General features: G+C 59.5%; 16 protein-coding genes. 1 reads left to right on the forward strand and 15 read right to left on the reverse strand.

The window, feature by feature from the left end; translation table 11 throughout:
• Window positions 1-2 precede the first annotated feature (2 nt).
• The 12 genes from rlmN to trmJ form a co-directional block, all read right to left on the reverse strand.
• Window positions 3-1,151, reverse strand: coding sequence for a 23S rRNA (adenine(2503)-C(2))-methyltransferase RlmN (gene rlmN / locus J5M57_RS16485; RefSeq protein WP_003227893.1), 1,149 nt, complete (start codon window positions 1,149-1,151; stop codon window positions 3-5).
• A 28-nt stretch (window positions 1,152-1,179) separates the two neighbouring features.
• Window positions 1,180-1,605 carry a nucleoside-diphosphate kinase gene (gene ndk, locus J5M57_RS16490; protein WP_007964426.1) on the reverse strand — a complete coding sequence of 142 codons (426 nt, stop codon included), beginning with the start codon at window positions 1,603-1,605 and terminating at the stop codon, window positions 1,180-1,182.
• Window positions 1,606-1,692: 87 nt separating this feature from the next.
• Window positions 1,693-1,893, reverse strand: a complete 201-nt coding sequence (iscX, locus tag J5M57_RS16495) for a Fe-S cluster assembly protein IscX (RefSeq protein WP_123530472.1) — start codon at window positions 1,891-1,893, stop codon at window positions 1,693-1,695.
• A 14-nt stretch (window positions 1,894-1,907) separates the two neighbouring features.
• Complete coding sequence (gene fdx, locus J5M57_RS16500) at window positions 1,908-2,249, reverse strand: ISC system 2Fe-2S type ferredoxin (protein WP_025109219.1); 342 nt, start codon at window positions 2,247-2,249, stop codon at window positions 1,908-1,910.
• Window positions 2,249-4,114 (reverse strand): Fe-S protein assembly chaperone HscA, encoded by a 1,866-nt coding sequence (gene hscA / locus J5M57_RS16505; RefSeq protein ID WP_064589072.1) that lies wholly within the window; start codon window positions 4,112-4,114, stop codon window positions 2,249-2,251. The genes fdx and hscA overlap by 1 nt, the downstream gene beginning before the upstream one ends.
• A gap of 51 nt (window positions 4,115-4,165) precedes the next feature.
• On the reverse strand, window positions 4,166-4,687 hold the full coding sequence (gene hscB / locus J5M57_RS16510) for a co-chaperone HscB (RefSeq protein WP_207847909.1): 522 nt from the start codon (window positions 4,685-4,687) through the stop codon (window positions 4,166-4,168).
• Between the two features lie 8 nt (window positions 4,688-4,695).
• Entirely contained in the window at window positions 4,696-5,019 is a 324-nt protein-coding gene (iscA, locus tag J5M57_RS16515; RefSeq protein WP_003227904.1) for an iron-sulfur cluster assembly protein IscA, read from the reverse strand.
• Between the two features lie 28 nt (window positions 5,020-5,047).
• Entirely contained in the window at window positions 5,048-5,434 is a 387-nt protein-coding gene (gene iscU, locus J5M57_RS16520) for a Fe-S cluster assembly scaffold IscU (RefSeq protein WP_064589074.1), read from the reverse strand.
• Between the two features lie 83 nt (window positions 5,435-5,517).
• Window positions 5,518-6,732 (reverse strand): IscS subfamily cysteine desulfurase, encoded by a 1,215-nt coding sequence (locus J5M57_RS16525; RefSeq protein WP_047599294.1) that lies wholly within the window; start codon window positions 6,730-6,732, stop codon window positions 5,518-5,520.
• 50 nt (window positions 6,733-6,782) lie between these two features.
• Window positions 6,783-7,274, reverse strand: coding sequence for a Fe-S cluster assembly transcriptional regulator IscR (gene iscR, locus J5M57_RS16530; protein WP_007956690.1), 492 nt, complete (start codon window positions 7,272-7,274; stop codon window positions 6,783-6,785).
• A 248-nt stretch (window positions 7,275-7,522) separates the two neighbouring features.
• The gene (gene cysE / locus J5M57_RS16535) at window positions 7,523-8,299 is read right to left on the reverse strand and encodes a serine O-acetyltransferase (RefSeq protein WP_064590079.1); all 777 of its coding nucleotides are present in this window, start codon (window positions 8,297-8,299) and stop codon (window positions 7,523-7,525) included.
• 3 nt (window positions 8,300-8,302) lie between these two features.
• Window positions 8,303-9,073, reverse strand: coding sequence for a tRNA (cytosine(32)/uridine(32)-2'-O)-methyltransferase TrmJ (gene trmJ / locus J5M57_RS16540; protein ID WP_064589075.1), 771 nt, complete (start codon window positions 9,071-9,073; stop codon window positions 8,303-8,305).
• A 145-nt stretch (window positions 9,074-9,218) separates the two neighbouring features.
• Between trmJ and suhB the strand changes: the two genes are divergently transcribed.
• Window positions 9,219-10,037, forward strand: a complete 819-nt coding sequence (suhB, locus tag J5M57_RS16545) for an inositol-phosphate phosphatase (RefSeq protein ID WP_003227916.1) — start codon at window positions 9,219-9,221, stop codon at window positions 10,035-10,037.
• Window positions 10,038-10,284: 247 nt separating this feature from the next.
• Here suhB and J5M57_RS16550 read toward each other — a convergent pair whose 3' ends face one another.
• The 3 genes from J5M57_RS16550 to secD all read right to left on the reverse strand — a co-directional run bounded on the left by J5M57_RS16550 (window position 10,285) and on the right by secD (window position 13,747).
• Window positions 10,285-10,833 (reverse strand): glycine zipper 2TM domain-containing protein, encoded by a 549-nt coding sequence (locus J5M57_RS16550; protein WP_025109224.1) that lies wholly within the window; start codon window positions 10,831-10,833, stop codon window positions 10,285-10,287.
• A 121-nt stretch (window positions 10,834-10,954) separates the two neighbouring features.
• Window positions 10,955-11,869, reverse strand: a complete 915-nt coding sequence (gene secF / locus J5M57_RS16555) for a protein translocase subunit SecF (RefSeq protein WP_207847908.1) — start codon at window positions 11,867-11,869, stop codon at window positions 10,955-10,957.
• Window positions 11,870-11,878: 9 nt separating this feature from the next.
• Window positions 11,879-13,747 carry a protein translocase subunit SecD gene (gene secD / locus J5M57_RS16560; RefSeq protein ID WP_207847907.1) on the reverse strand — a complete coding sequence of 623 codons (1,869 nt, stop codon included), beginning with the start codon at window positions 13,745-13,747 and terminating at the stop codon, window positions 11,879-11,881.
• Window position 13,748 lies beyond the last annotated feature (1 nt).

The following is a 13,748-nucleotide window of genomic DNA, read 5'->3' on the forward strand; positions in this document are numbered from 1 at the left end:
TCTTAGTTAGTGTTCGCGGCGTTCTGTGCCAGATCGCTGTCGGCGCTCAATTCGCGCACGGCGATGTAACGTTCGCTGCGACGGGTGCGATCCAGCACCTGCCCTACCAATTGACCGCATGCTGCGTCGATGTCTTCACCACGGGTGGTGCGAACAGTGACGTTGAAACCGGCCTGATGCAACTGATCCTGGAACCGACGAATGGCGTTGTTGCTCGGCCGCTCGTACCCGGAGTGCGGGAACGGGTTGAACGGGATCAGGTTGATCTTGCACGGAATGTCTTTGAGCAGCTCGATCATTTCCACCGCGTGCTCAAGCTTGTCGTTGACGTCCTTGAGCAAGGTGTACTCGATGGTCAGCACACGTTTCTCGCCCAGGGCGGACATGTAGCGCTGGCACGACTCGAGCAGCATCTTAAGCGGATATTTCTTGTTGATCGGCACCAATTGGTTACGCAATGCGTCATTCGGTGCGTGCAGCGACAACGCCAGGGAGACGTCGATGTGCTTGGCCAGCTCATCGATCATCGGCACCACGCCCGAAGTGGACAGGGTCACGCGGCGCTTGGAGATCCCGTAGCCCAGGTCATCCATCATCAGATGCATGGCGGCCACGACGTTGTCGAAGTTCAGCAGCGGTTCGCCCATGCCCATCATCACCACGTTGGTGATGGCGCGGTCGATGGTAGCTGGAACACTGCCGAAAGATTTGTTGGCAATCCACACCTGACCGATGACCTCGGCGGCGGTGAGGTTGCTGTTGAAGCCTTGCTTGCCGGTGGAGCAGAAACTGCAGTCCAGGGCACAGCCTGCCTGGGACGAAACGCACAGAGTGCCGCGTTTGCCCTGGGGAATGTACACGGTCTCGACACAGCTGCCGGACGCCACGCGCACCACCCACTTACGGGTGCCGTCGCTGGAAATGTCCTCGCTGACCACTTCGGGACCACGGACCTCGGCAATCGCCTTGAGCTTGTCGCGCAAGGCCTTGCTGACGTTCGTCATGGCGTCGAAATCATCGACGCCAAAGTGGTGAATCCATTTCATTACCTGACCGGCACGGAAACGCTTCTCCCCGATTGAGTCGAAGAATTTTTCCATTTCCGGCTGGGTCAGCCCCAGCAGGTTGGTTTTAACAGTCGATGTAGTCATGGATTCACCTTCACTCTTAAGCCAATGCTTAGCGAGTGGTTACTTCAGTAGCTGCGAAGAAGTACGAGATTTCGCGAGCAGCAGCGGCTTCGGAGTCCGAACCGTGAACGGCGTTGGCGTCGATCGACTCAGCGAAGTCAGCACGGATGGTGCCGGCAGCAGCTTCTTTAGGGTTGGTAGCGCCCATCAGCTCACGGTTCAGAGCGATAGCGTTTTCGCCTTCCAGAACCTGAACAACAACAGGACCGGAGATCATGAAAGCAACCAGGTCACCGAAGAAACCGCGCTCTTTGTGCTCAGCGTAGAAGCCTTCAGCTTCGGCTTTGGACAGTTGCTTCAGTTTCGAAGCTACAACGCGCAGGCCGGCTTTTTCGAAACGAGTGGTGATTTCGCCGATGACGTTTTTTGCAACAGCGTCAGGCTTGATGATGGAGAAAGTGCGTTGAACAGCCATGGTGTAACTCCAGAAACGGTAATTTGCGAAAAATTAAACCCGCGAATTATACGCGGGTTCTTGGGTATTGCCTAACCTGCGAGACGATCAGTCCAATTCTTTGGCCCAAAGCTCCTGAACCGCTTCCAGCACCTTCTCGCCGACACGACCAGAAGTAGCATCGAAGTCAGGTAGCTCGAGGATCATCTGCTGCAGACGAACAAAACCTACAGAGTACGGATCGAGCCCCTCGTGGGCCTCGGCCAGTTCTTCTGCAATACGTTGAACATCATTCCAACCGTAGCTCATGACAGTCTTACCAGTCAGTGCGGCGCTTCGGCCGCATGGTTAAGCGAATATTTCGGAATCTCGACGGTGATGTCTTCTTCACCGACGATCGCCTGACAGGCCAGACGCGATTGCGCTTCCAGACCCCAGGCACGATCGAGAAAGTCTTCTTCCAGTTCGTCAGCCTCTTCCAGCGAGTCGAAACCCTCGCGGATGATGCAGTGGCAAGTGGTGCAGGCACAGACGCCGCCGCAGGCGCTTTCCATCTCGATGTGGTGTTCGTGGGCCAGTTCGAGAATCGAGGTGCCGGGCGCAGCCTCGACCACCATGCCTTCAGGGCAGAACTTCTCGTGGGGCAGAAAAATGACCTGCGGCATCAGATATCCTCGATTTCATTCAGGTTGCGCCCCGACAGAGCGGCTTTCACCGTCAAATCCATGCGGCGGGCAGCAAAAGCATCGGTCACTTGCGACAGACGCTTGGTCTGTTGCTCGATGGCGTAACCATCGGTGCCTTTCATCAGTTCGGTGAGTTCCTGCACCTGCAGGTCGATAACCATGCGCTCTTCGGCGTCGAGCAAGCGCTCGCCATCCGCCTCCAGAGCGCCCTGCACCGCTTCAATCAGGCGCTGGGCATCGACCTGCTGTTCGCGCAGAACTCGGGCGACCTTGTCGTCGTTGGCATGCTGGAACGAATCCTTCAGCATCTTGGCGATTTCGCCGTCGGTCAGACCGTAGGACGGTTTGACCTGAATGCTCGCCTCAACGCCCGAACCCAGTTCACGGGCAGACACGCTGAGCAGACCGTCGGCATCGACCTGGAAGGTCACGCGAATCTTCGCTGCGCCGGCCACCATCGCTGGAATGCCGCGCAGTTCGAAGCGCGCCAGAGAGCGGCAGTCGCTGATCAGCTCGCGCTCGCCCTGCAACACGTGGATCGCCATGGCCGACTGGCCGTCTTTATAAGTGGTGAAATCCTGAGCGCGGGCAACCGGGATGGTGGTGTTGCGCGGAATCACCTTCTCCATCAGCCCGCCCATGGTTTCCAGCCCCAGGGACAGCGGAATTACGTCGAGCAGTAACAGTTCGCCGCCATCGCGCTTGTTGCCAGCCAGCGTATCCGCCTGGATCGCGGCCCCGATGGCCACCACTTGATCCGGGTCGATTTCAGTCAATGGCTGACGACCGAAGGCCTCGGCAACGGCTTCGCGAACACGCGGCACGCGGGTCGAACCACCGACCATGACCACGGCGTGCACATCTTCCAGCTCGATACCGGAATCACGTACGGCACGGCGGCAGGCTTTCAGGCTGCGCGCGACCATTGGCTCGATCAGCGCATCGAAGGCTTCGCGGGTCAGTTGCGCTTTCCAGTCACCGTAGGCGACTTCAACGCTGTCGGCATCGGTCAGGGCTTCTTTGGCCGCGCAAGCGGTTTGCAGCAGATTGCGCTGCGCGCCCGGGTCGAGGTCGGCGGACAAACCCGCGCTCTCGATGATCCAGCCTGCAATCGCGTGATCGAAGTCGTCGCCGCCCAGCGCGCTGTCGCCGCCGGTTGCCAGCACTTCGAAAACACCGCCGGTCAGACGCAGAATCGAAATATCGAAGGTGCCGCCGCCCAGGTCATAGATCGCGACCAGGCCTTCGGCATGTTGATCCAGACCGTAAGCCACTGCGGCAGCGGTCGGCTCATTGAGCAGACGCAGCACGTTCAGACCGGCAAGTTTCGCCGCGTCTTTGGTGGCCTGGCGCTGAGCATCGTCGAAATACGCCGGCACGGTGATCACCGCACCGACCAATTCGCCACCCAACGTCGCTTCAGCGCGCTGACGCAGCACCTTGAGGATATCGGCTGAGACTTCGACCGGGCTTTTCGGGCCTTGAACGGTGTCGATGAACGGCATGTGCGATTCGCCGCCGACAAAGCGGTACGGCAGTTGATCGCCCAATTGCTTGACGTCGGACAGACCACGACCCATCAGGCGCTTGACCGACAGCACAGTGTTCAAGGGATCGGAGGATGCGGCCAGCTTGGCCGACTCGCCAACCTCGACGCGATCGGCGTGATAACGCACGGCGGACGGCAGGATGACCTGCCCGTCAGCGTCGGCCAGTGGCTCGGAAAGACCACTGCGCAACGCAGCGACCAGCGAATTGGTAGTGCCCAAGTCGATCCCCACAGCCAGACGACGCTGGTGCGGTTGAGGACTTTGGCCGGGTTCGGCGATCTGCAGTAGGGCCATCGTGATCAGGACTTATCTGTATATCAGGCGTGCGACCGGAGCGGCACTGGGTTAATCGTCGAGGCGCTCTTCTAACTGGCGCACTTCGTAGGTGAGCTTGTCGAGGAACTGCATGCGCCGCATCAGGCGTTCGGCCTGATCGCGTTGCGCCGCATCATCCCAACAGTCTGCGAAGCTTTCGTTCAACTGTTCCTGAGCGGCTTTCAAACGCCGCTTGAACACCGCGACACCGGCGAGATCGGCGCTGTCCTGGAGGTCTTCGAGCTCTTCACGCCATTGCATCTGCTGCAGAAGAAACTCGGGGTCATGGACCGTGACTTCCATCGGCACTTCATGCCCGCTGATGTTCAGCAGGTAACGTGCGCGCTGGGCCGGGCTCTTGAGCGTCTGGTAGGCGTCGTTGAGCCGCGCAGACTGCTCGAGTGCCGCCCGCTGCTCACGCTCGGAAGCGTCGGCAAAGCGGTCAGGATGAACACCGCGCGCCAACTCACGGTAGCGCGTGGCCAACTGCTCGAGATCCAGACGGAAGCTCGGTTGCAGCTCGAATAAAGCGAAATGACAAGGAATACCCACGACAAGCCTCAGATGTTGAAGCTTTCGCCGCAGCCACACTCACCGCGTACGTTGGGGTTGTTGAACTTGAAGCCTTCGTTCAACCCTTCCTTGACGAAATCGAGCTCGGTGCCGTCCAGGTAGGCCAGGCTTTTCGGGTCGATGATCACTTTCTCGCCGTGACTTTCGAACACCTGATCCTCTGCAACCACCTCGTCGACAAACTCCAGCACGTAGGCAAGGCCGGAACAGCCCGTGGTGCGAACACCCAGACGAATCCCTTCACCTTTGCCGCGCCCGTCGAGGGAGCGTCGCACGTGTCGAGCAGCCGCTTCTGTCATGCTGATAGCCATCGTTGACTCCTTACTCGTCGCCCAATGCTTAGATCAAGCCTTTCTTCTGCTTGTAGTCGCGAACGGCCGCCTTGATGGCGTCTTCAGCGAGTACCGAGCAGTGGATTTTCACTGGCGGCAGGGCCAGTTCTTCGGCCAGCTGAGTGTTCTTGATGGTCTCGGCTTCGTCCAGGGTCTTGCCCTTCATCCACTCGGTGGCGAGGGAGCTGGAAGCGATTGCCGAACCGCAGCCGTAGGTCTTGAACTTGGCGTCTTCGATAACGCCCTGGTCGTTGACCTTGATCTGCAGACGCATCACGTCGCCGCACGCCGGAGCGCCGACCATGCCGGTGCCGACATCCGGATCTTCCGCGTCCATCTTGCCGACGTTACGCGGGTTTTCGTAGTGGTCGATGACCTTTTCGCTGTAAGCCATGGTGCTTAATCCTCACTCATCAGAGAGTCGCTCTTTAAGCCCCGCAACCAATGGTCGCAGGGCCGGTTCGCGGCGACTTGAAATCAGTGTGCCGCCCACTCGATTTTCGAAATGTCGACACCGTCTTTGTACATGTCCCACAGCGGCGACAGAGCGCGCAGCTTGGTAACGGCCTCGCAGACTTTCTGCGCGGCGTAGTCGATTTCTTCTTCGGTGGTGAAACGGCCGAAGGTGAAACGGATCGAGCTGTGTGCCAGTTCGTCGTTGCGGCCCAGGGCGCGCAGTACGTACGAAGGCTCAAGCGATGCCGAGGTGCACGCCGAACCGGACGATACCGCCAGATCCTTGAGCGCCATGATCAGCGACTCGCCTTCAACGTAGTTGAAGCTCAGGTTCAGGTTGTGCGGAACGCGGGCGGTCAGGCTGCCGTTGACGTACAGCTCTTCCAGGTGCTCGACCTGCTTGTAGAAGCGGTCGCTCAGGGCTTTGATGCGCACGTTTTCGGCAGCCATGTCTTCCTTGGCTACACGGAACGCTTCACCCATGCCGACGATCTGGTGGGTCGCCAGGGTGCCGGAACGCATGCCACGCTCGTGACCGCCGCCGTGCATGGTCGCTTCGATGCGCACACGCGGCTTGCGGCTGACGTACAGCGCGCCGATGCCTTTAGGGCCGTAGGTTTTGTGGGCGGAGAACGACATCATGTCGACTTTCAGCTTCTGCAGGTCGATCTCGACCTTGCCAGTGGACTGAGCCGCGTCAACATGCAGCAGGACGCCCTTGGAACGGGTCAGTTCGCCGATGGCCGCGATGTCGTTGATGGTGCCGATTTCGTTGTTCACGTGCATGACCGACACCAGAATGGTGTCTTCACGCAGGGCCGCTTCGATCATCGCCGGGGTGATCAGACCGTCTTCGGTCGGCTCGAGGTAGGTCACTTCGAAACCTTCACGCTCCAGTTGGCGCATGGTGTCGAGAACGGCCTTGTGTTCGATCTTGCTGGTGATCAGGTGCTTGCCCTTGGAGCCGTAGAAATGCGCGGCGCCCTTGATTGCCAGGTTGTCGGACTCAGTGGCGCCGGACGTCCAGACGATTTCGCGCGGGTCGGCGTTGACCAGATCGGCCACCTGACGACGGGCGTTTTCGACGGACTCTTCAGCTTTCCAGCCGAACACGTGGGAACGGGACGCCGGGTTACCGAAGTTTCCGTCGACCAGCAGGCATTCACTCATCTTTTGCGCAACGCGCGGATCGACCGGGGTGGTCGCAGAGTAATCAAGGTAAATCGGCAATTTCATGGACTATCTCCTAAATCAGGCTGGCTGGCGTGCCGCTAGCTCTTTGGCTGTCATTCGACGGCGGACGCTTCAATCTTGTCCAGGCGCGGCGCCTTGCCATTGCAACGACGCTGATCCTGACGCTGGGCCACTTCCTGCACCTCACGGCGAGTTACGAGGTCGGCCAAGCTGATACCGCTGAGAAATTCGTGAATCTGCAGGCTCAGGTCGCACCACAGGTGATGGGTCAGGCAGGTGTCGCCGGAATGGCAATCGCCTTGGCCCTGGCACTTGGTAGCGTCGACCGATTCGTTGACCGCATCGATCACCTGCGCCACCTGGATACCCTGCATGTCGCGCGACAGCTGGTAACCACCGCCTGGACCGCGAACACTGGAAACCAGGTTACTGCGGCGCAGCTTGGCGAAAAGCTGTTCGAGATAGGACAGGGAGATGCCTTGGCGCTCGGAGATATCGGCCAGGGACACCGGCCCGTGCTGCGCGTGCAACGCCAGGTCAAGCATGGCGGTCACGGCGTATCGGCCTTTTGTAGTCAGTCGCATGGACAATTACCACGGAGTTCGGAATGGGCGGGAGTATGCAATTCCCGAGCATTTAAGTCAACTATAAGACCTAGTGCTTTAGTCGGGTTTACCCGCAAAAGAGCGCGCGAATGATAGCAGGGTCTGCGGCCTAATGGCACACCGGTTGCCGCCTGCCTGTGTAGGAGCTGCCGCAGGCTGCGATCTTTTGATCTTATAGAAGAGCAAATCAAAAGATCGCAGCCTGCGGCAACTCCTACAGAGACGCGTCAGCCTGCTTTGGATTCGTCTTTGCCCTTCACGCAGGCGAAGTCTTCTTCACGCAGTTCAGGCAGATCTTTCGCACAGTAATTACTGCCCAGATCCTTCAGGGCGCCGCACATCCCCTCCAGCCGCCCGTCCACCGCTTGCAGGTGATCAAGCAACTGACCAATGGCGCGCGCCACCGGGTCAGGCATGTCTTCGCTGACACCATAGGCATCGAAACCGATCTTCTCGGCCATCGCCTTGCGTTTGGCATCCTGTTCGTCATCGGACTTGACGATGATGCGCCCCGGAATCCCCACCACCGTGGCGCCCGGCGGCACTTCCTTGGTGACCACGGCGTTGGAGCCGACTTTGGCCCCGGCCCCCACCGTGAACGGCCCCAGCACCTTGGCGCCGGCGCCGACGACAACCCCGTCACCCAGCGTCGGATGGCGTTTGCCTTTGTTCCAGCTGGTGCCGCCAAGGGTCACGCCCTGGTAAATGGTCACGTCATCGCCAATTTCGGCAGTTTCACCAATAACGATGCCCATGCCGTGATCGATGAAGAAGCGCCGACCGACCTTGGCCCCCGGATGAATTTCGATGCCGGTCAACCAGCGACCGAAGTTCGACACCAGGCGCGCCAGCCATTTCAGCTCGTTGCGCCACAGCATCCCGGCCAGCCGGTGAATCCAGATCGCATGCATGCCGGGGTAGCAGGTCAGGACTTCAAAAGCGTTACGCGCCGCCGGATCTCGATGGAATACGCTTTGGATATCTTCACGCAAACGCTCAAACATCATTTAGTCCTTCCGCTTAAGAAGCTCACCACGGGCCGCTTTTTGGGTTTCCGTGAGGATGCCACGCAAAATATTCATTTCCGCCCGGCTGACCGAGCTGCGTCCGTACAACCGGCGCAGGCGCGCCATCAAGTGCCGCGGCTTTTCCGGATCGAGAAATTCGATGGCGACCAGCGTCTGCTCCAGATGCTCATAGAAGCGTTCCAGCTCATCCATGGTCGCCAGCTCGGCGCTTTTCACCGAAGCCACTTCTTCTTTCTCGATCTTGGTCGGCTGCCCTTGAGCGGCCAGCCAGGCCATGCGCACTTCATAGCTCAACACCTGCACCGCCGCCCCGAGGTTCAGCGAACTGAACCCTGGGTCGGAGGGGATGTGCACGTGAAAGTGACATCGCTGCAGCTCGTCATTGGTCAGGCCGGAGTCTTCACGACCGAAGACCAACGCTATTTCCGCGCCCTGCCCGGCTTCCTCGACCACTTTGCTCCCGCATTCGCGTGGATCGAGCAGCGGCCAGGGGATGCGCCGGTCACGGGCACTGGTGCCCAGCACCAGATTGCAGCCGACCAGCGCGTCTTCCAGGGTGGCGACGACTTGAGCGTTTTCAAGGATATCCCCGGCACCGGAAGCTCGTGCATCGGCTTCGTGGTGCGGAAACAACCGCGGTTCGACCAGCACCAATCGCGACAGCCCCATGTTTTTCATGGCGCGCGCGGCCCCGCCGATGTTGCCGGGGTGGCTGGTATTGACCAGGACGACACGAATGTTCTGCAGCAAGGGAGGCGCTCTCGGACACAGGAAAGGGGTGCAAATCTTACAGAACAGCCTACCGTTAAGCTATGAATGCGAACAGCGACCTTCACCTGAAGAAAAGTTCTGATAGAATGCGCGGCTTTCTTTAACAACCTTAGGTGACACATCCATGCAGCCCATGCTGAATATCGCGCTGCGCGCCGCCCGCAGCGCCAGTGAACTGATCTTCCGCTCCATCGAGCGCCTGGATACCATCAAGGTCGACGAAAAAGACGCCAAGGATTATGTATCCGAGGTGGATCGCGCCGCCGAACAGAAAATCATCGATGCCCTGCGCAAGGCTTACCCGAATCACTCGATTCAGGGCGAAGAGACCGGCATGCACGTCGGTAACGGCATCGAAGGCGAAGAGTACCTGTGGATCATCGATCCGCTGGACGGCACCACCAACTTCCTGCGCGGCATCCCTCACTTTGCCGTCAGCATTGCCTGCAAATACCGTGGTCGCCTGGAACACGCTGTGGTTCTGGATCCGGTTCGCCAGGAAGAATTCACCGCCAGCCGTGGTCGCGGCGCTCAACTGAACGGTCGTCGTCTGCGCGTCAGCGGTCGCACCAGCCTCGACGGCGCTCTGCTGGGCACCGGCTTCCCGTTCCGCGATGACCAGATGGACAACCTCGACAACTACCTGGGCATGTTCCGCGCCCTGGTTGGCCAGACTGCCGGCATCCGCCGCGCCGGTTCCGCCAGCCTGGACCTGGCCTACGTGGCTGCCGGTCGTTTCGACGCGTTCTGGGAATCGGGCCTGTCCGAGTGGGACATGGCTGCCGGCGCCCTGCTGATCCAGGAAGCTGGCGGCCTGGTGAGCGACTTCACCGGCGGTCACGATTTCCTTGAAAAAGGCCACATCGTTGCCGGCAACACCAAATGCTTCAAGGCAGTACTGACGGCCATCCAGCCGCACCTGCCGGCTTCGCTGAAGCGCTAAGCTTTCCGCGAAACGAAAAAGGCACCCTGCGGGGTGCTTTTTTTATGCCTGAAATTCGTCACCCGACACACCTCCGGCCCTATGTAGGAGTGAGCCTGCTCGCGATAGCGGTGTATCAGTCGCCACTTGTTTTGAATGGAAAAACGCTATCGCGAGCAGGCTCACTCCTACAGAGAATTTGTTGTGCGGCTTAAATGGGGCCACAAAAAAGCACCCCACAGGGTGCTTCTTGTTAAACAGTCGGTCCTTACTGACCCGGCTGATTCTGCGACAGAATCAGCTTGCCTTCCTTGTCGACCGGAATCTGGTTGCCCGGATCGCGATCCATCCGCACTTTGCCTTCCTTGCCATCCAGCGAGTAACGCACGTCGTAACCGACAACCTTGTCACTGATGTCGTTCACGGTGTTACAGCGAGTCTGAGTGGTGGTGTAGGTGTCGCGATTCTGCATGCCTTCCTGCACCTTGTTACCGGCATAACCGCCACCGACCGCGCCAGCAACGGTCGCAATCTTCTTGCCGTTACCGCCGCCGACCATATTGCCCAGCAGGCCACCGCCTACCGCGCCGAGCACCGTACCCACGATCTGGTGCTGGTCCTTGACCGGCGCCTGACGGGTTACGGCAACATCCTTGCACACTTCACGTGGAGTCTTGATCTGTGTTTTGACCGGCTCAACAGCCAGCACTTGCGCATACTCAGGGCCGCTTTTAACCAGGCTGTAGGTGGCAACAGCACCCCCGGCAGTCACACCGACAGCACCCAATACCGCACCAACCAGCAACGACTTGTTCACATGAACCTCCTGACCATCACATGCGGGACACGCCCGCGCTTCTCCCAGCCTTGGAGCATAAAAAAAGGCGCGAGTTCAACTCGCGCCTTTTTCGGGCTGACAGCCGGAAAAGCGATGGCCGTTATGGACGGTCGTCGACTTCCTTCTCGGTGTTGGCCGGAGGAATCAGGTCCTCGGTGCTCAGATTCAGCCAGATCAGCACCACGTTCGCGATGTAGATCGACGAGTAAGTACCCGCCAGCACACCGACAAACAGAGCGATGGAGAAGCCGAACAAGTTATCGCCACCGAAGAACAGCAGCGCAGCGATCGCCAGCAAAGTGGAGATCGACGTCGCCATGGTCCGCAGCAGGGTCTGGGTGGTCGAGATGTTGATGTTCTCGATCAGCGAAGCCTTGCGCAGCACACGGAAGTTCTCACGAACCCGGTCAAACACGACGATGGTGTCGTTCAGCGAGTAACCGATGATCGCCAGTACCGCCGCCAGCACCGTCAGGTCGAAGGTGATCTGGAAGAACGACAGGATACCCACGGTCACGATCACGTCGTGAATCAGCGAAACGATGGCGCCGACTGCGAATTTCCACTGAAAGCGGAAAGCCAGGTAGATCAGGATGCCGCCGAGCGCCAGCAGCATGCCGAGGCCGCCCTGGTCGCGCAGTTCTTCACCGACCTGCGGGCCGACGAACTCGACACGTTTGACCGTCGCCGGGTTGTCGCCGCCGACTTTTTGCAGGGCGTCTGCCACCTGATGACCCAGCTGCGGGTCTTCACCCGGCATGCGCACCAGCAGGTCGGTGGTTGCACCGAAGTTCTGCACGACAGCTTCGTGATAACCCGAAGTCACCAGTTGCTCACGCACTTTGGTGACATCAGCCGGACGCTCATAGGTCAGCTCGATGAGCGTACCGCCGGTGAAGTCCAGGCCCCAGTTTATGCCCTTGTGGAAGACGCTGAAAATAGCCAGCAACGTGAGAAACACTGTGACGCCGAACGCGAAGTTGCGAACGCCCATGAAGTTGATTGTACGTAACATGGCAGCCCCTTAAATCCACAACTTCTTGAAGTCACGTCCGCCAAAGATCAGGTTGACCATTGCGCGGGTCACCATGATGGCCGTGAACATCGAGGTAAAGATCCCGAGGGACATGGTCACTGCGAAACCCTTCACCGGGCCGGTGCCCATGGCGAAGAGGATGCCGCCGACCAGCAGAGTGGTCAGGTTGGCGTCGAGAATCGCGGTGAATGCCCGGCCGAAGCCTTCGTTGATTGCACGCTGTACGGTCATGCCAGCGGCGATCTCTTCACGGATCCGCGAGAAGATCAGCACGTTGGCGTCGACCGCCATACCCATGGTCAACACGATACCGGCGATACCCGGCAGGGTCAGCGTTGCACCCAGCAGCGACATCAGCGCCAGCAGCAGCACCATGTTCACCGCCAGCGCGACGGTGGCGATCAGGCCGAAGAAGCGGTAGATGGCGATGATGAACAGTGAGACGAACAGCATGCCCCACAGCGACGCATCGATACCCTTGGTGATGTTGTCAGCACCCAGGCTCGGACCAATGGTGCGCTCTTCAGCGAAGTACATCGGAGCGGCCAGACCACCGGCACGCAGCAGCAGCGCCAGCTCGGACGACTCGCCCTGGCCGTTCAGGCCGGTAATACGGAACTGCGCACCCAGCGGCGACTGAATGGTCGCCAGGCTGATGATCTTCTTCTCTTCCTTGAAGGTCTGTACCGGCACGTCTTTCTCGACGCCATCCACAACCTGCTTGGTGTAAGTCGTCACCGGGCGCTGTTCGATGAAGATCACCGCCATGCTGCGACCCACGTTCGAACGGGTCGCGCGGCTCATCAGCTCGCCACCGTGGCCATCCAGACGGATGTTCACTTCTGGAGTGCCGTGCTCGCCGAAACCAGCCTTGGCGTCAGTCACCTGGTCACCGGTGATGATCAGGCCACGCTCGATCTGTGCAGGAGGACGCTTGCCTTCACGGAACTCGAAGGTTTCGGAAGTGGCTTTCGAAGCACCCGGCTCAGCCGCCAGACGGAACTCGAGGTTGGCCGTCTTGCCGAGGATACGCTTGGCTTCGGCAGTGTCCTGCACGCCCGGCAGCTCAACCACGATGCGGTTGGCGCCCTGACGCTGAACGATCGGTTCGGCAACACCCAGCTCGTTGACGCGGTTACGTACCGTGGTCAAGTTCTGCTTGATGGAGTATTCACGGATTTCCGCCAGCTTGGCCGGGGTCATCGCCAGACGCAGCACCGGTTGACCGTTGAGGTCGGCCGGAACAATGTCGAAATCGTTGAAGTTCTTGCGGATCAGCGCACGGGCCTGTTCGCGGGAGTCAGCATCGCTGAAGCCCAGCTGAATGGCGCCATTGAGCTGCGGCAGACTGCGATAGCGCAGCTTCTCTTTGCGCAGCAGGCTCTTGACGTCGCCTTCGTAGACTTTCAGGCGGGCGTCGAGGGCTTTGTCCATGTCCACTTCCAGCAGGAAGTGCACACCACCGGACAAGTCCAGACCCAGCTTCATCGGGTGCGCGCCCAGATTGCGCAGCCATTGCGGGGTGGTTTGTGCCAGGTTCAATGCGACGACGTAGTCATCACCCAATGCCTTGCGCACAACGTCTTTGGCCGGCAGCTGGTCTTCAGCCTTGGTCAGACGGATCAGGCCGCCCTTGCCGTTGGCCGCCAGGCTCGAAGCCTTGACGTTGATCCCGGACTCACGCAGCGCCGTGCTGACGCGATCCAGATCGGCCTGATTGACCTGCAGCGCCGTGCTGGCACCACTGACCTGAATGGCCGGGTCATCGGGGTATAGATTGGGAGCGGAATAAATCAGACCGATCGCCAGCACCGCCAGGATCAGAATGTATTTCCACAGAGGATATTTGTTCAGCATC

The sequence above is a fragment of the Pseudomonas sp. 86_A genome, from assembly GCF_017491705.1.
Taxonomy (GTDB): domain Bacteria; phylum Pseudomonadota; class Gammaproteobacteria; order Pseudomonadales; family Pseudomonadaceae; genus Aquipseudomonas; species Aquipseudomonas koreensis.

Coding starts and splice junctions, on each gene's coding strand:
- rlmN (WP_003227893.1), bottom strand. CDS start 1,151: ATGACTACATCGACTGTTAAAACCAACCTGCTGGGGCTGACCCAGCCG.
- ndk (WP_007964426.1), bottom strand. CDS start 1,605: ATGGCTGTTCAACGCACTTTCTCCATCATCAAGCCTGACGCTGTTGCA.
- iscX (WP_123530472.1), bottom strand. CDS start 1,893: ATGAGCTACGGTTGGAATGATGTTCAACGTATTGCAGAAGAACTGGCC.
- fdx (WP_025109219.1), bottom strand. CDS start 2,249: ATGCCGCAGGTCATTTTTCTGCCCCACGAGAAGTTCTGCCCTGAAGGC.
- hscA (WP_064589072.1), bottom strand. CDS start 4,114: ATGGCCCTACTGCAGATCGCCGAACCCGGCCAAAGTCCTCAACCGCAC.
- iscA (WP_003227904.1), bottom strand. CDS start 5,019: ATGGCTATCAGCATGACAGAAGCGGCTGCTCGACACGTGCGACGCTCC.
- iscU (WP_064589074.1), bottom strand. CDS start 5,434: ATGGCTTACAGCGAAAAGGTCATCGACCACTACGAAAACCCGCGTAAC.
- J5M57_RS16525 (WP_047599294.1), bottom strand. CDS start 6,732: ATGAAATTGCCGATTTACCTTGATTACTCTGCGACCACCCCGGTCGAT.
- iscR (WP_007956690.1), bottom strand. CDS start 7,274: ATGCGACTGACTACAAAAGGCCGATACGCCGTGACCGCCATGCTTGAC.
- cysE (WP_064590079.1), bottom strand. CDS start 8,299: ATGTTTGAGCGTTTGCGTGAAGATATCCAAAGCGTATTCCATCGAGAT.
- suhB (WP_003227916.1), top strand. CDS start 9,219: ATGCAGCCCATGCTGAATATCGCGCTGCGCGCCGCCCGCAGCGCCAGT.
- secF (WP_207847908.1), bottom strand. CDS start 11,869: ATGTTACGTACAATCAACTTCATGGGCGTTCGCAACTTCGCGTTCGGC.
- secD (WP_207847907.1), bottom strand. CDS start 13,747: ATGCTGAACAAATATCCTCTGTGGAAATACATTCTGATCCTGGCGGTG.